The 19,447-nt window shown below is 57.1% G+C and carries 22 protein-coding genes and 1 pseudogene; 3 read left to right on the top strand and 20 right to left on the bottom strand.

From position 1 onward, the window contains the following. Nucleotides 1-19: 19 nt before the first annotated feature. From ACXPUX_RS12535 to ACXPUX_RS12580, 10 genes are all read right to left on the bottom strand, one after another. Nucleotides 20-886, bottom strand: coding sequence for a DUF4428 domain-containing protein (locus ACXPUX_RS12535; protein ID WP_458828588.1), 867 nt, complete (start codon nt 884-886; stop codon nt 20-22). Between the two features lie 28 nt (nt 887-914). Continuing rightward, nucleotides 915-2,177 carry an SPFH domain-containing protein gene (locus ACXPUX_RS12540; RefSeq protein WP_458828589.1) on the bottom strand — a complete coding sequence of 421 codons (1,263 nt, stop codon included), beginning with the start codon at nt 2,175-2,177 and terminating at the stop codon, nt 915-917. 107 nt (nt 2,178-2,284) lie between these two features. Continuing rightward, nucleotides 2,285-2,719 carry a hypothetical protein gene (locus ACXPUX_RS12545; protein WP_458828590.1) on the bottom strand — a complete coding sequence of 145 codons (435 nt, stop codon included), beginning with the start codon at nt 2,717-2,719 and terminating at the stop codon, nt 2,285-2,287. 9 nt (nt 2,720-2,728) lie between these two features. Beyond that, nucleotides 2,729-3,241 carry a hypothetical protein gene (locus ACXPUX_RS12550; RefSeq protein ID WP_458828591.1) on the bottom strand — a complete coding sequence of 171 codons (513 nt, stop codon included), beginning with the start codon at nt 3,239-3,241 and terminating at the stop codon, nt 2,729-2,731. A gap of 21 nt (nt 3,242-3,262) precedes the next feature. After that, entirely contained in the window at nt 3,263-4,813 is a 1,551-nt protein-coding gene (locus ACXPUX_RS12555) for an acid-shock protein (RefSeq protein WP_458828592.1), read from the bottom strand. Between the two features lie 18 nt (nt 4,814-4,831). Continuing rightward, nucleotides 4,832-6,358, bottom strand: coding sequence for an acid-shock protein (locus ACXPUX_RS12560; RefSeq protein ID WP_458828593.1), 1,527 nt, complete (start codon nt 6,356-6,358; stop codon nt 4,832-4,834). Between the two features lie 26 nt (nt 6,359-6,384). Next, nucleotides 6,385-7,053, bottom strand: a complete 669-nt coding sequence (locus ACXPUX_RS12565) for a twin-arginine translocation signal domain-containing protein (protein WP_458828594.1) — start codon at nt 7,051-7,053, stop codon at nt 6,385-6,387. A gap of 101 nt (nt 7,054-7,154) precedes the next feature. Further along, nucleotides 7,155-7,562, bottom strand: coding sequence for a spore germination YkwD domain-containing protein (locus tag ACXPUX_RS12570; RefSeq protein WP_458828595.1), 408 nt, complete (start codon nt 7,560-7,562; stop codon nt 7,155-7,157). Then, a complete protein-coding gene (locus ACXPUX_RS12575) occupies nt 7,499-7,687 on the bottom strand; it encodes a twin-arginine translocation signal domain-containing protein (RefSeq protein ID WP_458828596.1) in 189 nt (62 codons plus the stop codon). The genes ACXPUX_RS12570 and ACXPUX_RS12575 overlap by 64 nt, the downstream gene beginning before the upstream one ends. A gap of 88 nt (nt 7,688-7,775) precedes the next feature. Next, nucleotides 7,776-8,351 (bottom strand): twin-arginine translocation signal domain-containing protein, encoded by a 576-nt coding sequence (locus tag ACXPUX_RS12580; RefSeq protein ID WP_458828597.1) that lies wholly within the window; start codon nt 8,349-8,351, stop codon nt 7,776-7,778. Nucleotides 8,352-8,757: 406 nt separating this feature from the next. Here ACXPUX_RS12580 and ACXPUX_RS12585 point away from each other — a divergent pair, with 406 nt between their 5' ends. From ACXPUX_RS12585 to ACXPUX_RS12595, 3 genes are all read left to right on the top strand, one after another. Continuing rightward, nucleotides 8,758-10,089: an ABC transporter substrate-binding protein gene (locus ACXPUX_RS12585; RefSeq protein ID WP_458828598.1), complete on the top strand. Its 1,332-nt coding sequence runs from the start codon at nt 8,758-8,760 to the stop codon at nt 10,087-10,089. A gap of 32 nt (nt 10,090-10,121) precedes the next feature. Further along, the gene (locus tag ACXPUX_RS12590; protein ID WP_458828599.1) at nt 10,122-11,666 is read left to right on the top strand and encodes a helix-turn-helix transcriptional regulator; all 1,545 of its coding nucleotides are present in this window, start codon (nt 10,122-10,124) and stop codon (nt 11,664-11,666) included. A 276-nt stretch (nt 11,667-11,942) separates the two neighbouring features. After that, nucleotides 11,943-12,137, top strand: a complete 195-nt coding sequence (locus tag ACXPUX_RS12595; protein ID WP_421794316.1) for a DUF3873 family protein — start codon at nt 11,943-11,945, stop codon at nt 12,135-12,137. Nucleotides 12,138-12,190: 53 nt separating this feature from the next. Here ACXPUX_RS12595 and ACXPUX_RS12600 read toward each other — a convergent pair whose 3' ends face one another. The 10 genes and pseudogenes from ACXPUX_RS12600 to ACXPUX_RS12645 form a co-directional block, all read right to left on the bottom strand. Then, nucleotides 12,191-13,549: a relaxase/mobilization nuclease domain-containing protein gene (locus ACXPUX_RS12600; protein WP_458828600.1), complete on the bottom strand. Its 1,359-nt coding sequence runs from the start codon at nt 13,547-13,549 to the stop codon at nt 12,191-12,193. Nucleotides 13,550-13,632: 83 nt separating this feature from the next. Continuing rightward, nucleotides 13,633-13,908: a hypothetical protein gene (locus ACXPUX_RS12605; protein WP_458828601.1), complete on the bottom strand. Its 276-nt coding sequence runs from the start codon at nt 13,906-13,908 to the stop codon at nt 13,633-13,635. A gap of 109 nt (nt 13,909-14,017) precedes the next feature. After that, complete coding sequence (locus ACXPUX_RS12610) at nt 14,018-14,350, bottom strand: plasmid mobilization protein (protein ID WP_458828602.1); 333 nt, start codon at nt 14,348-14,350, stop codon at nt 14,018-14,020. After that, a complete protein-coding gene (locus tag ACXPUX_RS12615) occupies nt 14,347-15,210 on the bottom strand; it encodes a hypothetical protein (protein WP_458828603.1) in 864 nt (287 codons plus the stop codon). The genes ACXPUX_RS12610 and ACXPUX_RS12615 overlap by 4 nt, the downstream gene beginning before the upstream one ends. A 121-nt stretch (nt 15,211-15,331) precedes the next feature. Then, nucleotides 15,332-15,865 (bottom strand): annotated as a pseudogene (locus ACXPUX_RS12620) (group II intron maturase-specific domain-containing protein); the annotation flags it as partial. 41 nt (nt 15,866-15,906) lie between these two features. Beyond that, nucleotides 15,907-16,338: a winged helix-turn-helix domain-containing protein gene (locus ACXPUX_RS12625; protein ID WP_458828604.1), complete on the bottom strand. Its 432-nt coding sequence runs from the start codon at nt 16,336-16,338 to the stop codon at nt 15,907-15,909. A 104-nt stretch (nt 16,339-16,442) separates the two neighbouring features. Next, nucleotides 16,443-16,616 carry a hypothetical protein gene (locus tag ACXPUX_RS12630; RefSeq protein WP_458828605.1) on the bottom strand — a complete coding sequence of 58 codons (174 nt, stop codon included), beginning with the start codon at nt 16,614-16,616 and terminating at the stop codon, nt 16,443-16,445. A 1-nt stretch (nt 16,617) separates the two neighbouring features. Next, complete coding sequence (locus ACXPUX_RS12635; protein ID WP_458828606.1) at nt 16,618-16,881, bottom strand: hypothetical protein; 264 nt, start codon at nt 16,879-16,881, stop codon at nt 16,618-16,620. A gap of 176 nt (nt 16,882-17,057) precedes the next feature. Beyond that, entirely contained in the window at nt 17,058-18,659 is a 1,602-nt protein-coding gene (locus ACXPUX_RS12640; RefSeq protein WP_458828607.1) for a hypothetical protein, read from the bottom strand. Continuing rightward, nucleotides 18,653-19,366, bottom strand: coding sequence for an ABC transporter ATP-binding protein (locus ACXPUX_RS12645; protein WP_458828608.1), 714 nt, complete (start codon nt 19,364-19,366; stop codon nt 18,653-18,655). The genes ACXPUX_RS12640 and ACXPUX_RS12645 overlap by 7 nt, the downstream gene beginning before the upstream one ends. Nucleotides 19,367-19,447: the final 81 nt, after the last annotated feature.

Here is a 19,447-nt window from a genome sequence, read left to right on the forward strand (position 1 = left end):
TCCGTTCCTCCTTTTTCAGTCACTGCACCTTTGCAAAAGCTTCGTCAGCACGGCGGCTGTACACTGCCATGCCGCCGGTCTGGGCATCGTTTGCCAGATTGATGTTCTCCACAAAGCGGGCCTTTTCCTGCTCAGAGAGCTGCCCGCCCTTCATGGCGGCAGATGCCACGGCACCCATGGCACCGATCATGCCCATCTGGCCCTTCAGCTCCCGTTCCTCGGCCTTGGACATCCGGCGGCCGAACAGGCTGGTCTCATTATCGTGGACCCCGAAGATGTGGTCCAGATGCTGCCGTGCGATGTGGGCATAGCCGATCTCCCGCCGGTCCCGCTTGCTGAAGCAGATGACCAGCTCCTGCTTGATGTAGGGGTGGGGATGCATGCCCCGCTGGGTCTGGGCCTCGGTGATGCTGCGGGGCTGCACCAGCTTCAGCTTCAGGCCGCCGCCGTTGAGGGTGGGTTCCTGGCCCGGCTCCTTGGCGGGGGTCTCGTCCAGATACTCCTCATAGCTGGCGATCTGGTCGTAGCGGATCAGCTCCGGCATCTTGCCCCGGCTGCCGGTGCGGTCGTCGATGTACAGCATTCCCAGCTCATCGCAGAACACCAGCCCCATTTGCGTCGGGGTGGAGGGGTATGCGTTGACCCGGAACTCGGTCTTGTTGAACACCTCGTCGAACACCCGCTTCATCCGGGCCATGTACGCCATGTGCTCCTTGGCCTCGTCCAGCGTCAGCTCGCTGAGCCGGATATATTTGGAGCACTTGTTGCCGCAGTCATCGCAGAGGAATTGTCCGTCCCGCAGCTTGGAGCGGTGCAGGGTGCCGCACTCCTTGCCGCAGACGGCGCAGTTCTGTTTTGCGAACAGGTTGGAAAAGAATCCCATCATGGTATGCTCCTTTCATTGCTCTGTATTGTCAGGTCCGGTCACTGTCGTCAAAGGGGTCGCCGCACTCCGGGCAGAACTTGCCGGTGACGGTAGCACCGCAGCTGCAGGTCCAGCTGTCCGCAGCGGGCTTCGGCTCTGGCTTCTTGCTGCCGCATTCCGGGCAGAATTTGCCCGTCACGGTGGCACCGCAGCTGCACTTCCAGCTGTCTGCCGGGGCAGCCGGAGCGGCGGGGCGGCTCACCTGCTGGGGAGCGTCCACGCTGTCCGGACGAGCCTGCTGGCCCATAGCGAACAGGTTCTGGGCGCTCATGCCGCCCATGCCGCCTGCACCGGCTGCCATGCCCATGCCCATAAAGCCGGTCATGGCACCGGCGGTGTTGCCGGCGGCGGTCTTCATGGCGTCGATCTGGCCGCCCACCAGACGAGCTGCGGCGGTGGTGGGGTCGGTGGTCATGGCGTTTTCTTCCCATTCGGTGATCTTCTTCTGCTGCTCCTCCGGGATGGACAGGGAGTTGATGTTGAAGGAGAACACTTCAATACCGCGCTTTTTGCGCCAGACATTGGACAGCTGCTCGTTGAGGGCGTCCGAGATCTCCAGCGTGTGGGCAGGGATCTCGTAATACTGCACCTTGTTGGCAGAAAGAGTAGCCAGCGCAGGCTGCAGGGCGTTCATCAGTTCACTCTTCAGCCGGGGTGCGATCTCAGATGCGTCATACTGGGTGGAGACGTTGCTGCACACGTTGGTGTAGAACAGCAGCGGGTCGCAGATGCGGCAGGTGAAGCTGCCGTTGCACCGCAGGTTCACCGAGAGCTTGTAGCCCCGCTCCTCGCTGACTACCACACGGAACGGAATGGGGGTGGCGGTGCCGTACAAGATCTCGCCCAGCTCCTTGGTGTTGATGTAGTACACGCGCTGATCCTTGCCGGTGTCGCCGCCGTAGGTAAAGCGCTTGGCTACGGTCTGGAAGGTAGCAGCCAGACTATCGCCGAAGTTGCCGGTGAACACGCTGGGCTCGGTGGATGCGTCAAAGGTGAATTCGCCCGGTTCGGCACACACCTCCACCACGCGGCCCTGCTCCACGATGAGCATGCACTGTCCGTCTGCCACGGCGATGCCGCTGCCGTTGGTGATGATGTTGTCCTCGCCGTTGTTGGAGCTGCGGCGGGAGGTGCGCTTCTGGCCCTTGACCATCAGCACATCCTTGTCCAGAGAATCGCAGTAGAAAAATTCCTTCCACTGGTCTGCAAGGGTTCCGCCCAGTGCGCCCATACCTGCTTTGATAAGACCCATAGTAATTTCCTCCCGTATGTTTTATTTGTGCAAACGATAACTTTCTGTTATCGCACGGTTTCCGGTTTTGGTCACGGTACAAGGGTTAGATCCGGAGAGTCGTTTTTTCAGTAAATGGGACGCGTGTCCCGGTCAAACAGCACTTCTCCGGCGCGGTATTTCAGGCTGCAGCCGCTGGGGCTGCCGTCATCGTTCAGCAGAATGGCCCAGAACTCGCACGGCTTGCCGTTCTGATCGGTCAATGTAAAATACAGCTCGGTGCCGTCCTCGGTGCGGCCCTGTGTTCCCTCTGCGGTGCCGGTCAGAATACCGTTCCACCCGCCCCATTCCACGCTCATGCAGCAGCTGCCGTCCGGCAGGAAGGTCATCCAGCGGATGCCCTTTGCGGACTCGTCTCCGGCGCGGTAAGTGCCCCACAGCTTGCGGGGGATGGCGGTGTAGCCGATATCGTCCCACGCCTCGGTGCGCTGAAAAACGTACCAGACCTCACTGCCCTTTTTGGGGCCGGTGGACTGCATCCGCAGCGAGCCGTCCTCCATCATGGAGATGGTTCAGCGACTTCTGCTGTCCTCGTTGAGACATTTCAGGTTCCAGCCCTGACTTTTTTCCCCGTCCCAGCCGGTCACAGCGCCGGCATTCAGCTCTCCGGTGCGGGTCTCGGCAGCGGACTGGATCTGCGGGCTGACGTATGTTTCCCGGATGAAGGAGACGGTCACCGTGCCGGTGATCTCGGCCTTTTCCAGCCGCAGGGTAAAGCTTTCGTTGCGGTCGGCGGGGACATAGCTTTCACCCTGCGTCACCGCCGTGACTGCCATCCACTCGGCCAGCACCTGCTGCTCCCAGTCTTCCGGCAGGGCTGGAGGTTCTGCCACAGTCTGTTCGGTGCGCCGCCCGTCTGCCCCGGGCTTTTTTTGCGCCGGGCGGTCTTCCGGGGTGGAAGCAGCGGCGGAGACAGAGGCCGGGGCGGCGGCGCTTGCCGGGGTGGCAGTCTCTGCTCCGCAGCCCGCCAGCAGCGCTGCGGCCAGCAAAGCGGCCGGTATACACCGCAAGGGGATGTGTTTCATCTTGCACCTCCTGCTTGTTTATCAGCCGTAGCTGTGGGTCAGCACCAGCGGGACCGTTTCGTTCGTCAAGGGGTTCTGCCCGCTCAGGGGGGTAAGGATCAGGCAATCAATGCTATAATCAAGCTTCAATGCAGCGCTGAACGCAACCCATTCCGGGTCGTTTTCGGTGTCGCGGATAAGAGAGAAGCCCAGCGCGGTGCCGTCCGGGGTAGCGCCCAGATAGGTGACAGCACCCTGATAGAAATAGCGGTTGTTGTGGGTAGCCAGCTGGCAGCTGCCGCCTGAATCCAGGTCCAGCCAGCACCAGTCCTCCCCTTCCCCAAGGCTGAAGCTGCCGGTGGAATCTACCTGCTGCGGGCTGTTCCACTCGGCGGTCAGAGGGGCAAGCTCTGTTTCTGTACCGTCTGCACACAGCAGGCTGACCTCGGCGTCCCGCAGCGCCAGCGCAGTGCCGTTGTTGGCAATATAGATGGGGTCGGCACAGAGCAGGATCTGCCCATACAGCAGGCAGCGCAGCACATCCACGTACTCCACAAAACCGTCCTCGGTAAGCAGGTAGACTACGGGGTGGAAGGACGCGCCCAGCTCACCGATGCACACATCTACATAATTATTATAGGCGTTGCGGATGGGCAGGGTGACATCGCCGTCCAGACGGATATCATAATCCTCTGCCCATGCGATGGTCTCGGGGGTGCGTTTGATGGTAACGGTGCGGGTGTCGCCATCCAGCAGCACCGAAACGCTTCCGTAGGTATCGGTAAGCACCGGCGTTTTGGCAGGGGCGGCGGGGGTCAGCGGAAGCTCCACCTCCAGCGGCCGCCAGCCGCTACCGGCGGTAGTGTGGTATCCGGCAACAAGGGTGACGGTATTTTCGTTTTTCAGCAGAACGGTCAGGTTTTCCAGCCCGTTGTCCCGCAGGGTGTCTGCGCGCATCCCGGAGAGCATGCCGTTTTCCCGCAGGGAGTCGTAATATTCCTGCTGCACCATGTTGCGGTCAAAAGTCTGTATGGCAGCGCGGTACACCGCAAGCTGCGTCTCGTCCGGGTCCAGTCCCATGCGCATGAGCAGCTCAGTGACCGAAAGCTTGTGCCCAGCGGCAAAATCGAAACACCAGCCCTGAGAATAGATGGGGTCGGTACCGCCGTAGTAGCTGCGCACCACAAGGCTTACGCAGTCGCCGTACCAGTAGGCGTCCCAGTCGATGTAGATCTGCGGGCACCATTCGTCCTGCGACACCTCAGCCTGCGGGTAGCTTTCATAATCCCGATATTCCGCCGCATACATGGCGGCAAGTTCATCATTGATATATTCAGCATCCGGGCTGTCGCACACAAGCTGCGGCACATGGATGGTCAGCTTCTGGGTGATGCCGTACTCGTCCCGGACGGTCTTTTCCAGCGTGAACTGCTCGGTAATGCGGTCTTTTTGTGCCGTCTGCACCGCCGTATCTGCGGCGCTTTGGGAAGCTGCGCCGGAGCCTGCGGGGGCAGCGGGAGCCGCCGCGCCGCCGCAGCCGTTCAGCCAGAGAGCCGCCGCCAGCACCGCAGCGGCAAGGCGTTTGTATTTCATGGTCGTTCTCCTGTGATCTCAGCCGTAGCTGCGGGTCATCTGCAGCTGGGTCTCGCCCTCGGCAAAGGGGTTTTGCCCGGCGATCATGGTCAGGGTCAGGTTCTCGTTGTACTGGTCGTTCTTGAACGCCGCCACAAATTCGAGCTCCTCATCGGCAGAGATGCCCAGCACCACGCCCTCGGGCACAACGCCCAGATACGCGGCATCGCCCCGATCAATGCGGCTGTTGTCCTGCACGCCCAGCTGAACGCTGCCGTCGCTGGTCAGGTTCATCCAGTTCCAGCCGGTTTCAGAGGTGTAGTTGTAGGAGCCGATGACGGAATAGGGGATCTCCTGCGCGCTCCACTCTGCCGACAGGGGAGCCAGTTCCAGCACAGAGCCATCCGCCCGGCGCAGGTTCACCTCGCTGCCGCAGAGTTCCAGCGCCACACCGTTGTTGGCAAAGTAGATGGGATCCTGACAGATCATGGCATTGCCGAACATGAGGCAGCGCAGCACGTCCACATACTCCACCACGCCGTCTTTGGTCAGCAGATAGACCACCGGGTGGAAGAATCCGTCCTCCTGCTCCCCGATGCACACGTCCACATACTCGTTATAAGCGCCAAGGATGGGGTAGCTGTGCTCCTGTTCCACCCGGATGCCAATGTCTCCCCATTGGTCGGTCTTTGGCGCGGGGCTCAGGGTGATGGTGGCCTGCGTTCCCTCCAGCTGCACCTGCACACCATCGTAGGTGTCGGTCAGCACCGGGGTGTCAGCGGGGGGCAGCGAGAGCTCCATATCCAGCTGCTGCCAGCCTTCTTCGCAGCTGTACTTACCCCGGAGCACCAGTTGATCCTGCTCCGGCAAAAGCAGGCACAGGTTTTCCAGCTCATTGTATTCCAGCGTATCCATTCGCATTTGCGAAAGCTCTCCGCCGAGACGCAGGCCCTCGTAATACGCGCCCTGCGCCATCTCCCGGTCAAAGGCCTGCATGGCCTGCCGCTGCACCTGCTGCTGCACGGTGTCCGGGTCCAGCCCCATGCGCTGCAGCATCTCGGCCACGGTGAGCTGCCTGCCGGTGGCAAAATCGAAGCACCAGCCGCTGTAACGCCACGGGGCGGTGCCGCCGTAGCGGCTGCGTACCACCAGACTGACGCAGTCGCCGTACCACCAGTCATCCCAGCCCACACCGATCTGCGGGTACTCGCCGCCCGGCTGCCCGGCCTCCTCGCTGTTCTCGAACTCCCGGAAATCCGCCGCATAGATGGCGTTCAGCTCATCGTTGATGTAGGCGGCATCCGGGCTGTCGCATTCCAGCTGCGGCACATGGACGGAAATGCACTGCACCGCTTCCTCCCCCCACACGCCCGAAACGTTCTTTTCCAGCGTGTACTGGTCGGTGATGCGGTCTGTCTGGGCGGCCTGCGCCACCGCGCCGGGGGTGCTTCGGCTGCTGTCGGAGCTTTGGTCGGCAGCGGCGCTGGGGCTGCTCTGGGTGCCGCCGCACCCCGCCAGCAGCAGGGCCGCAGCCAGCACAAGGGCCGCAAAGCGTTGGTATCTCATAGTAGGCTCCTTTTCTATGGTATGGCTCAGCCGTCTCCGATGCCTTGCCACTTGTCGATGATGTAGGCGGCCCAATAGGTCTTGTCGTTGATATCCACCACAGTGATGCCTACCTTATTCACCACCGGGTCGTCCTCATGAAGCCCCGGCACACCGCCGTAGTCCTTGATCAGTTCATCCACCAACTGTTGGAACTGGGCCTCTGTGGCGGGGTAAAGGCGATCCATGCTGTAAAGATGCTTTCCTTCGTGGTCAAAATCCACGCCTACCCGGTACTGATTGAGCATACCGAAGATAGCCGTGGAGCCGGCACTGTAACCGGCTTCGTTCAGACCTTCCCACATCTTTGCGGAATAGTCGCCCTCCATCCGCAGCCTGAGCCCTTCGTCCGACGGGAACTCCGGGCTGCCGTTATCCACAAACATCTGCACATCTGCCTGAATGGCGTGTTCCAGACCCTTACTGTACTCGAACTTGATGTTCTCCACCTTTCGCCGGGCCAGCTCTGCGTTGAAGATGGTCAGGATCTTCTGCCCGTCCCGGATCACAGGGATCGGCGGCGAGGGAGGCGTTTCTGTGGCAGAGCCGGAACTTGTGGAGCCGGAGGCGCAGCTATCGTCACAGGCTGCCAACGCCAGCATCACCGCCGATGCGCCGGAGAGCTTCAGGAAAGTCCGTCGGTTCATCTCTTTCATGGGGGTGCTCCTTTCGTTTTGAGAAAAACGCCCCGGGCACGTCGTGAGGCTTCCGTACCCGGGGCAAAAAGGGGGTGTCCGTATCAGCGGGGCCGCTGTGCTCAGGCGGTCTTCCCTCCCTCGGCAACGACTGCGACCCAGTAGGTTGCACTGCCGTACTCGAACACATGGATGCCCACCAGCGTGAGCTTAGGCGATTTCAGCTGTTTCAGAGCAATATCGCCCGTTTGGGCCATCAACTGTTCTCCCATCAGCTTTGCATCGTCCTGGCATACGTATCTCGGGGCAGCCTTATTTGTTTCCACGTTCATAGACAGGCCAATCGGCTGATACGCTTCCGCTTTTTTGTATCCAGCTATTGCCTTGTCAAATTCAGCATAGGAATTCATGTCATCAAGTGGTTTGTTCAACAGAATCATCTTCGCCACTTCTTCTGCTGCTTTGTTCAGGCCGCTATCCAGCGTAAGCGGGGACAGCTCTCCACGGTAGAGGTTGAGTGCTTCCAGCACTTTAGCGTCCTTGGGTGTAGCGGGGGCGGCGGGGGCGGAGAGCCGCCGCCGCAGGCGGCCAGGGCCAGCAGGGCGGCCGATGCGCCGGTAAGGGTGAGAAATTCGCGTCGGTTCATCTCTTTCATGGGGGTGCTCCTTTCTATAAAGCCCCGGGCACGTCGTGAGGCTTCCGTACCCGGGGCAAACAGGGGGATGTTTTGATGTCTTGTTATCTTATGCCGTTTTGTTCCAGAACACAACAGCGGTCATGTAGGTCTCATTCTTAACCACCGGGCAGTAGATGCTGATGAACTCTGCCTTGGGGCTATGCTTAGGATCGCTGGTCAGAAGTTTCTCTACAAAAGCCCGAACGGCAGGATCCTCGCAAGAATACTTATACTCCAGAGTCACCATATCCTTGAGATCCGGTTCGGAGATGCCGGCAACACCTGCAAGACTGTCCTCGCCGCCATACTTTTCCAGTTTCTTCGCAAGCCCAGCGCTTTCCGTCATAATGCTTCCTTGGTCCTCGGTTGTCATCTTATGCGGTGTCTCGTTGAACTTTTCAAAAATACGCCCGGCAGGCCTTATGGCGTCCACCGCATCCTGATTGAGGGTCAGCTGCTCATTGACAACCGCCTTTTCTTCGTACTTTTTCTTCCAGACCCTGTTGATAGCTGCCAGCAGCTCGGCTTCCTTGCCGGTGGGTGCTGCGGGAGGTGCGGAAGAGCCGCCGCAGCCTGCCAGCGAGAGCGCCACAACGGCTGCGCCGGAGAGGGTGAGGAATTCGCGTCGGTTCATCTCTTTCATGGGGGTGCTCCTTTCTGTTGGTCCCCTCTGCTTTTTAAGGGGCTCTGGTTTTGGTATTCTCTGCACTTGCAGTCCGCTCCATCTTATGCTATCCTTATGAATAGAATCCGCAGATGCCTGTTGACACGTTTTGTGCACAGCGACAGGCTTTCTGCACTGGCGCAGGACTTTTTCTGGTTGTACTGTACCATACCCGGGAAAAAATTGCCCCCTCAGAAAAGCCGTTTTTGGGGGGCAATTCCAAAAAAATTTTTGGGGGTTTGGGGCTTCCCCCTCAAAAAATCCCCCCAAAAAGCCCCAAATTGGGGGGATTTTGGGGGAGTTTCCCACCAAAACAGGCAGCTGCAGCCCTGCCTGTGCCGGTTTTCCCCCTCTGGCTGCAATGTGCGGAAAGGAATCATGAAAAATGGAACGAAGGACATTTTTAAAGTTTGCGGCGCTCGTCCCCGGTCTGGCACTTGCGGGCTGCGGCGGCAGCAAGACCCTGCTTTCTCCCAAGGACCCCACCATGCTCAGCATCTGGCATGTGTACGGCGAACAGTCCGACTCGCCCATGAACCGCCTGCTGACCGAGTTCAACGACACGGTGGGCAGAGAGAAGGGCATCCTGCTCAACGTGACCAACATGACCAACAGTGCCGCCATCGGCGGCCAGCTGCAGGACGCCAAGGCTGGCAAGCCCGGCGCGCTGGACCTGCCGGACCTGTTCTCGGCCCATTCCTCGGACGCCAGCGGTCTGGGCATTGAGAACCTTGTGGACTGGAACGACTGGTTCACCGCCGAGGACATGGCGGCCTATGTGCCCGGCTTTGTGCAGGACGGCATCATTGACGGGCGGCAGGTGGTGTTCCCGGTGTCCAAATCCACCCAGCTCATCTTTTTGAACGGCTCCCAGTACGCCCGCTTTGCGGCGGACACCGGGGCGCAGCTTTCCACCCTTGCCACATGGGACGGCTTTTTTGAAATGGCGGGTGCCTACCGGCAGTGGTCGCAGGGCAAGCCCTTCTGCGCGCTGGACTACCCCCTGCGTCTGGTGGAGCTGAACGCGCTGGAGCAGGGCAGCGGCAAGCTGTACAAGGGCAGCTGGTACGATCTGACCAACGAGACCTTCCGCGCTTCGTGGATGGAGTTTGCCCGGGCGCTGGTGCAGGGCGATATTCTGATCTCGGACCTGTACTCCAACACGCAGGTGATGACCGGCGAAACGCTGGCGGGCCTTGGCAGCTCTGCGGCCATCCTTTACTACAATGATTTCGTCACCTACCCGGACAACACCACCGAGCCTACCGACCTGCTGCTGGCTCCCCTGCCCCACGCCGCAGGCACCGCCACGCCCCTGATGCCGCAGGCCGGTGTGGGCCTGTGCGCCTTCAAGACCACCGACCAGAAAGCCGAAGCCGCCGCCGTGTTCCTGCGCTGGCTCACCGAACAGCAGCGCAATCTGGAATTTGCCGCCGATACCGGCTACATGCCGGTGTCCAGCGCCGCCTTTGATGCCATTGCGGACTATCCCTTTGAGCAGCAGAGCTATCAGCGGCTGTACGACGTCTACAACGAAATGCGCATCCAGAACACCCCCCTGTCCGAACCGGGCATCGTGGGGTACCACGCCAAGGCCAAAGCCTTGTACGACAGCCTGCGCCAGCGCCAGAAGGACTACCCCCAGCGCCTTGCGGACGGCGAAACGCTGGAAGCCCTTGCTGAGGAAACATGGCAGCTGCTGTGTGACAATGCCTGAGCCTGCCGCTCAGCCGGAAAGGAGGGACTTTGATGCACTTTATTGACCGGCACCGTGAAAAGATCCGCCAAAGCCCCATGAGCAGTCGGCTGCTGTGGGCCTGCCTGCTGCTGGTGGTGCTGCTGGTGTTGACCTTTGGCGCGGCGCTGTTCCTGTTTGCCAGCCTGCACAACACCAAAAAGGACATCAGCCGCAGTCTGCAGATCCAGTTTTCGGTGTTCCAGAACGATATGGAGCGCTATTTTGACCAGCTGGCGGTCATGGGCGTGAACCTGTCCGAGGATATGAGCGCAGAGGTGGACCAGGAGCTTGCCCTGCGGCAGATGTCCTTTGCACAGCTGAACGACTCTCCCGAGGTGCTGAACGCGCTGGAGGAGGAAATGATCGAGCCGCTGTGCCGCTACCTGCGCCAGACCGGCTGTTCCGGCGCTTTTGTGCTGCTGGATGCCACCGTCAACACCCGCATGGAGGGAGCCGAGCATTCCCGCGCCGGGCTGTATGTGCAGAAAAGCGGGGCCGACACCCCCACCGTGCCCCTGCTGCTGTACCGGGGCAGTGCGGAGGTGGGCAAGACCCACAGCGTGATGCCCCACCGCAAGTGGCGCATGGAGTTCCAGACCGACCAGTTCCCGGACTACGACCGCTGGATGACCCCCGGCAGCGCCCCGCTGTACCAGTCTTACACGCTGACCGAGCGGTTCGAGCTGCCCGGCACCTCAGAGGAGGTGCAGTTGTTTTTGCTGCCCCTGCGGGGGCGGGACGGCACGATGTACGGGCTGTGCGGCTTTGAGATCAGCGAGAGCTACTTCAAGCAGAACTTTGCCCAGCCCACCGGCTTTGACCGGCTGAGCTGCCTGCTGGCCCCGGCGGGGGACGGCCTTGCCGCCGATGCCGCCCTCAGCAGCGGCACCACCGGCGGCTACTACCATGCCCCCCGGGGCACGCTGGCGCTGCGCAGCATGGGCGGCGGGCTGACCCAGTTGACCGGCCCCGACAGCGCCTATGCGGGCATCTCCCAGCTGTGCCGCCTGAGCGAGAGCCAGTCCTACCGGCTGGCGGTGTGCATCCCCATGGCAGACTACCAAAGACTGGTCTTTTCCGGCAATCTGCAGATGCTGCTGATCGGCCTGTTCATCGCCTTTTTCGTGGTATTCTGCAGCCTGTCCTTCCACCGGCACATCCTCTCGCCGGCGTTCCGGCAGTTCGAGGAGGACCGGCGGGAATCTCGGCGGCGGATGGAGGAGCTGCAGCTGGAACGCCAGCAGATGCAGACTGAGCTGTCCCGGCTGGCGGACGTGTGCCGCAACGAGTCGGTGCCCGATGCCTTCCAGACCTTTGTGGCGGGCATTCCCACCCTGACCAAGACCGAACGCCGCATCTTTGACGGCTACGCCGCCGGGCTGCGCACCCGGGAGATCGCGCAGCAACTGGACATCAAGGACAGCACCCTGCGCTTCCACAACAAGAACATCTACGACAAACTGGGTGTCAGCTCCCTCAAGCAGCTGCAGCAGTTCGTGGCGATCCTGAATTCCGGCAGCGGCAGCGCCCCCGACTCCTCCCCGGACGAAAAGTGACCCAGCAAGCAATGTTTTCGTCTATACAAAAACACTTTTTGCGTTGCAAAATGCTTGCTGGGGAAGTGCCCCAAACCCCTTTGATCTGCATTTTCCAATGCAGGCTGCGCCTCCCTGCAGGATGCTTTTGAGGATGTCAATCGGCACATCCCACGAAAAATCCGGTTCCTTTTTGGCGTAAGGGTCAATAGAAGAATTTGATGGTTCATGGTACAATAGCAGACGTTGCGTGTTGTGCGGTTTGCACACGAACATAGTGAAAAGGAGCTGTTGAACGTGGATACGATCCATCTACTGCCCGGTGAGGAACGCTGCGTTGATTTTCGAGATGCTAATGGTGTCCCGAAGGTACACTACACTTACTGCTCTATCCGTGGCAAACTTTTCAACTGCACCTGCTGCACAAAGGCCGAAGCTCAGCGGCTGTGTGAAGATTGGCTTGTAAAACAGGACCGCTGCTACATAAACTAAAAAATGCCGCCGAGGATACCTCCCAACTGGGAAAGCTCCTCGGCGGTATTCGTTTATCGGGTCTGCGTTTTTTCGATGGTGTCCTTTTCCTCTGCAAAAAATCGTTCCACGTTTTTCTGTGCCCGAACCAGTTCTTGCATCTCGTTTCGTGCCTTGCGGTAGTCCGGGTAAGCGGCTTTCTTTTTGGTCAGCAGTTCTGCGAACTCCGCATCCAGTTCCTTGATCCTCGGCAGTTTTTGCAGCCCGGCCTCGTCAAAGGCAGCTTTCGCCGCCTTGTGCAGGGTGATTTCCTCCCGGTGGGCTTCCAGAAATGCCTTACTGTACCCAGCTTTCCGATAAGCGGCGTACACCTCACGGGTCTTGGCATAGTTGATGATGTGGGTTTTCAGCATGGCAATTTCCGTCAGCCTTGCTTCCGCCGCCTTGATGGAATCGCCCATAGTATGATAGCGTTCGGTTGCCGCCGCTGCACGTTGTCGCAGTTCCTCGGCACTGCCGATTTTCTGCTCCTGTAAAAACAGCAGCGTCTTGGACATTTCTTTCAGGTTGAACTTCGTTGCCCACTTTTTGTAGCCGGCACTTTTACCTGCCGCCATTTTCTGCGGAATATCCACCAGAAGCTGGAACGATTGTTCTTTGAGCGGCTGATTCTGGTGCGGCTGGTGCTTCGCCTTTCCCTCCAGCACCGCCTTGATCTCGTCCTCGCCATAGCCGGTGCCCAGTGTGCGGAAACGGATAAATCGTTTCTGCCCCTTACCCTTCACTGCCGTGTGCTTACCACGCTTCACCTCATAGCCCTGCTGCTCCAGCTTTTGCAGAAACGTTTCGTAATCTCCCGGCTTTTCTGCAAGGATGGTGTCAATGATTCCGCATAGGCGGTCACGATTGCTCTCCTTGGGCGGGTAGACAATGCGCTTTTGCCGCTCCCGGTAGGGTTTGTACTCGATGGTAGAAAGCTGATGTTCCAGACAAATCAGGTCGCTCAACCGCTGCACCGCAAAGGTGGAAAGCCAGAAATTTTTGAATTTCCGAGTTCCATCCAAGGCGGTAGAATTATAAATAATGTGGTTGTGGATGTGCGCCCGGTCGGTGTGGGTAGCAACGATAAAAGCGTGTTTGCCCTTCAAAAAACGCTCGGCGAACTCGTAGCCGATGCGGTTGGCTTCCTCCGGCGTGACCTCCCCCGGCTTGAAGGACTGCCGCACCTGATAAGCGATTACATCGCTTTTCTGGCTGCGCCCGGTGGTCTGCTCATACAGCCGTTTCGTCAACAGAAATTCCTCGTCTACGGTCAGAGGGCTGCACTGATAGCTGCTGACCAGTTCGCCCTGCTCGGTCTTGTCCGGGTTCTGGATATAGCTGGTATGGTTGTGCAGACAAGCCCCGATGGACTTGCCTTTGTTTTTTCGCATGGGAATCAGCCGTGTTGCTGCCAGTGCCATCACCCCCTACAAAAAGAAAATGCCGCACATCGGCGGCATCAAGATAAAAAATATCACAATCCGGCAACCCAGCCACTAAAACGCTCTGCTGCATCTGCAATCAAAGTGCCCATGAAAATCAACACAAAGCAGCCAAACTCTGCCACCAGCAAGATCAAAAACTGCAGCCACTCCCGGCAGTATAGCGTATAAAGGCCGCAGCCGAAGATATACAGCATGGGCAGAGCCAGCACAAACGCCGACAGGTTCAGCGTCCATTTCAGCATCAGCGCAAGGAAAGCCGTAAGCAGCCAAAACGGGAAAACGATCATCTTAAAAACGAACCTCATATCCAGCACCTGCCTTTCTTTTACCCCTATTATAAAGGTGTCAACGATTACTTTGCAAGGATGTCAACCCTTATGTACCCCCGCAGCCCTCCAACTGCGGGGAAAAATCTTAGAGTTCTGCCAGCCAGGAAAGGATCTGCCGACCAATGTCGATCAGCTCGTCCAGCCGCTGCCGCAGGTCCTCCATGTCGGCGGCATAGACCCGACCGTTTTCATTGGCGGCTTTGGCGTACTGGTTCAAGTTGTTGCTGCACATCTGCAAAAGATATGCTATGCGCCGCAGTTGCGGCAGGTCAAGGTTCAGGCAGTAGCCGTCCAGTGCCATCTTGCGGATATAGGCACTCAGGCTGCGGATGCCCATGCCCAGCATCTTTTCATAAATGCGGTTCTTCTCGGCTTTTGTGGTCCTCAGGATAATGATCTCGTCCCGCTTTTCCCTCACCGGGCATCACCATCCTTGTCGTAATAACTGCGGAAGGGCTTCACCGACTCCGGCTTGTCCGTTTTCTCTTCCAGTGCCGCCAGCACCGAAGGGCGGCGAGGTGAATCCTCCTGTTCTTCCTCGTCCTGTTCCGGGTCGTGGCGTTTTTTATCCACATCCAACTGGGCGTTCAGTTCTACAAGACGAGCGGACTTCTCTGCCAGTTCTTCCTCCTGTGGGAAGGGCTTTTCCACCTCGATCTGCGCTGCCGCCTGCTGCTGATGCAGGGTATCCAGTTCGTTCTCTGCGGCGGTGATACGCTCCGGGAAGCTGTTCAGCGAATTATCCAGACGAATGATGTTGCCCAGAGGGTCAGTGCCCAAGGGCACCGTGTACTTCCGCTGCCCCTTCAAAAGTGCCTGATACTCGCTGCGGTAGGTGTCGAACCGCAGCGACAACTCAAAGCCTCGGTAGCTGCCGATGACTTTTTCTTCGGCGTTGGGCAGTTCGGAGCAGGCAAGGACCAGACGTTCACCGGCGGTCTTTTTCTCGTCGTAGGCAACGCCCTTGATGGTCATGCCGCAAAACTCCTCCTTGCCCTGCGGGTGGGTGGCGGCAAGTTCGGCGTCCGCTTTCACCCCAGCAATATAGGCGTTCGTTTCCTGAATGTCTGCCGGGAATTTGGTCAGCAGCTTGTCTTGCAAGCGGAATTTCTGGCTCTGGTGGTCGGCTTTCAGTACCTTCAGCTTGGCGACCTGTACATCCAAGTCCATCTTCTCCTTGATGAGCGGATTTCCGGCACACAATGCCTTGATTTCCGCATAGGAAAGCGCCTGCTCGTCCACATCCTCGCAGGAACGCACTGGAGATTTAGAAGTCATGATTTGGCTGATAAATCGCTGTTTATTTTCCAAAGTTTGATCGGGTAAGAGGATGGCATTACTGCCAGCCCCTCCCCTAAGAACCGTACGTGAGAGTTTCCCCTCATACGGCTCAAGCCTTTCATAAAGCTCCCATCAGGGAACCCGGCTCAACAAAACAAGAATCGTTTTTGTGCAATACGGCACGGCATTCGGGATGCACCATTTCCAGCCATGGCGACTTCCCGCTTCGGAACACCTTATGAACCTTGAAACTCGTTTCCGAGGTAATAGGCTCATTGCATACTGGGCAACAGCGGTGTTGATTTCTCCATACTTTCAGGAGTTTTTCGCGTCCGTTAGTGCTGTTCAACATTTTCTCACCATCGCGCTCTTCATAATAGCCGTTCCATCGCTCATCGAAGGGATTTGCGTTAGAGACGATTTTCTTAAAGCGGATGATTTTGGTGTCCGTTGCATATTCAAGAGCAAAGTAGGATTGCTCACCGTTCTTCTTGGTGCGTTCCTCTGCGGCAAAAGTCCAGTTTCGGGTTCCGATGCGATGCCAGTATTTCGCTGCTATCCACCGTCTGCCTTTGTTCTTATGCCTGCGCTTTGCCCACTGCCAAAGACAATTGTAAATCTGATAGTCGATTTTGCTGAATGTTTCAGCGGATACAACAAATCGCTGGTTAGGATCTCACGGTATGGCTTTTATTACAGATTACGATTCGATCGCACCGATTCCGATGATGGGACAAATTGATATCCAATGTTGGAAACCGTTTTAATATAACGGGGGTGATCTTTGTCATCCTCTATTTTCTGGCGGATTCGACCGATCATGCTGGTGACGGCTCTCAAATAGCTTTCGCTGTCCTTATGCCAGACTGCTTCAAAGATCTGCTCCTTTGTAAACAGTTTGCCCGGATGCTGTGCCATCAAACTCAAAACACCGTATTCATAACGACTCATGTACACCTCTGTTCCGTGTTTGAAAACACGGTGGTGTTCCAAGTTGATTTCCAGATCGGGACGGCTCAGAGCGTCTGTGGGATTTCGCATCAAATCGAACCATTCAAAAATCGTCTGCTCTTGCGGTGGGCAGTGATCCTTCGTGATGCGAACAACAACTTCATTTTTTTGCATACAATAGACAATCCTCCCCCAAAGCCAAATCTATATCACTCGATATGGAAAATCGGGTGTAGCTCGCATTTCCGCATTGACCGTGCACTACGATGCCGTGTGCTTTAGCCGCCGTCGTTTTTGGAACCCCGAAAGTTCAGAGCTGCCATCAGGCATCCAAACGCACCCGCCCAGAGAAGGCCGGTATAGAGCCATCCTTGGAGAATGGCAAAAATCACCCCTGCGATCAGCAGCAGGATGCCGGCCGTTAACAGCAGACGTACCGATAACTGCTCCATCTTAGTTATCCCTTTCTGTACGAAGATAGTGCTGCACCCGTTGGACATCCCCGGAACGAACTGCAATGTACCACAAGGACTGAGTCATTGCTCCAGTAGGCATTGGTGTATTCAGCGGAACCGGAAGCAGTGCCGCCCGCACCTTGTAGGGAATATTGTTTTCCGCCATAAAGGTCCGCAGCAGTTCCAGCCTCTGGGTGGAGTACAGCGTGTCAAATTCGACCCATTGCTCTTTTCTCTCTAAAATAGATTTCAAAAAATTCATAGAAGTTCCTTTCCAGTGTCAAAAAGACGCAGAGCAGCTTGTTTTTACAAGTTCTGCTCTGCGTCTTTGCGTCTGGCACTGATATTGTGATCCGATATTCTCGTTTATTGCGCAGACATTCCGTCAATGCTGCCTTTCTCCATCCACCCCTGAAGGAAGCTCTTATAACGTTGCCATTACAGAGCCGAAAACCGGGCAACGCCTTGCTTTCGCAGCCACAGGTAGATGGGCACGGATAGCAGCAGATTCGCCCCTACAAAGCAGCTCATGTACCCAAGAAAGCCCAAGGTCCACCCCGGCAGAAGCATAAATCCAACGAACAGCAACGCCATGTAGCCGAAACCGCAGAATAATGTGATCATGACCGGTGCCCCCTGCTTGATGGGCATAATTTCGTTGGTCCATGTCAATGTGGGCATCTTAACGCCAAAGAACAGACCGACCAGTGCCATAAGCAGCGTATAGGAGCTGGCAAAAAGAAGAAGCATCAGTATCTGCATCGGGTGCAAGGGGTAAACTGCTGCCGTACACCCGATGCACAACAGCAGCGGCAAACCGGTCAAAATGAGCTGCATCCTGATTTTTGCCTGAAAGATCCTCCATGACTCTACCGGGAGAGATTGCAGCAGCCAGAGGCTTTTTCCCTCCAAAGATACCGAAGGTGCGGTCATAAAGTTCATGGAGGCAAGACTGCAAAGCACCACGCACAATAGGAAGGGTACGCTGTCGGGCGTTTCAGCAAAGATGGCATCCAGCACGGCAAGCAGCTCGCCGCCCTTCCACAGCAGCGCACCACCGCAGACTGGCATCAGAAAGGTGCCAAGACCGCAGTTGAGCATATAGCTGGGACTTGCGGCAAAACGGGAAAACTCCCGGCACAGCAGTGCTGTGTTAGTGCTTCGCTGTCGGCTGCGTGTCTCCCGATATTCTCTGTGTGTCACTTTGCCCGTAGCGGTTGCGATTTGCAAAAAGCTGTGGGAAAGCAGTACCCACATCAGTGAAAACAGCGCCGCAACCGCCGCTGAAATGATTATGGATGCCCTGACATCGCCAACGCCAACGCTGCCAAACAGGTACACAGGATAGGCGGTGCCTTTGATCTGGGCACCATACACTGCGGCATTGGCCAGCAACTGCTGGATCATGGTCTGTGCCCTGAAATAGACAAAATAGTATACACCAATCACTGCCAACGAGACCAGCACCGTGATCAGGCTCTTGTGTTTCAGCTTCTGGCTGATCCTTGCCACCATCCATCCCAGCATACAGGAGATGGTCAGCACAAAAATGGAGATCAACAGCGTCAGCAGCAACCCGCCCAGAACCGCCGGAAGCGTAACGCCTACCGTGACCCAGTAGACAAGGACCGCCGGAAGAATGACAACGGCAGAATACAGAAGCCCCATCAGGTAGACTCCGGCCAGACGTGCACCCACCAACGCCGAAACCGGGATCGGCATAGATAAAAGCAGATCATTATCCTTGGGCAAATAGACCCCGGCATAGGTGTTGAACACGCTGCCGAAAGCACCCAACAGCACGGAGATCAGTCCCATCAGCGCAAAATATAGCCAGTCCATGTCCGCTGCTAGCAGCGGTGGGCATAGCTTTACGGCGAGGAAGGTAAAGATGCCGCCCAAAAGTCCAAAAACCAGTAAGGCGAACAGAAGAAAATGCAGTATCGTCGAAACTTTGGAACGAGCCTTGTTCTTTTTGGCATCGTAATAATAGACTTGAAAGATCTCAAGCAGCTGTTTCTTCAGCAAAAGTTTCAGCATGATTCTCCCTCCAGTTCCAGAAACACATCCTCCAGAGAATCATCGCCCTTGACTGCCTCCATGGTGCCGGAGCGAATCAGCTTTCCGCCCTTGATGATGGCCACCTTGTCGCAGAGCTTTTCCGCCACCTCCAGCACATGGGTGGAAAAGAAAATGGCACCGCCTGCATCACAGACCTCCCGCATCATTCCTTTGAGCAGATGGGATGCCTTGGGGTCAAGGCCCACAAACGGCTCATCCATAAGGATCAGCTTCGGCTGATGCAGCCATGCAGAAATGATCGCCAGCTTCTGTTTCATGCCGTGGGAATAGGCGGCAATGGGCTGCGCCAGATCGTCCGTCAGTTCAAAAAGGTCTCCATATTTACGGATACGCATCTGGCGATCTGCGGCGCTGATATGAAAAATATCCGCAATAAAATTCAGGTATTTGATTCCCGTCATGTAATCGTACCAATCGGGATTATCGGGGATGTAGGCAAAGCTGCGTTTGCATTCCAGCGGCTGTGTCCGGATGGATTTTCCGTCAATATAGATCTCTCCGGTGTCAAATTGCAAAATACCTGCCACAGATTTCAGGGTAGTCGTCTTGCCCGCGCCGTTATGACCGATAAAGCCATAAATTTCACCGGGAGCAATGTGCAGGTTCAGATCGTCTACCGCCTTTTTGTTCCCATACGTTTTTGACAAATGTTCGATTTTCAGCATACTATTCTCCTTTGCCGTAATTCATTACGGTCTCTTTATGATTTTCTTTATAAAAGGTCAGCTCGTTGTTCTCGTAGAGTT

The organism is Faecalibacterium sp. PGM34 (genome assembly GCF_054456555.1).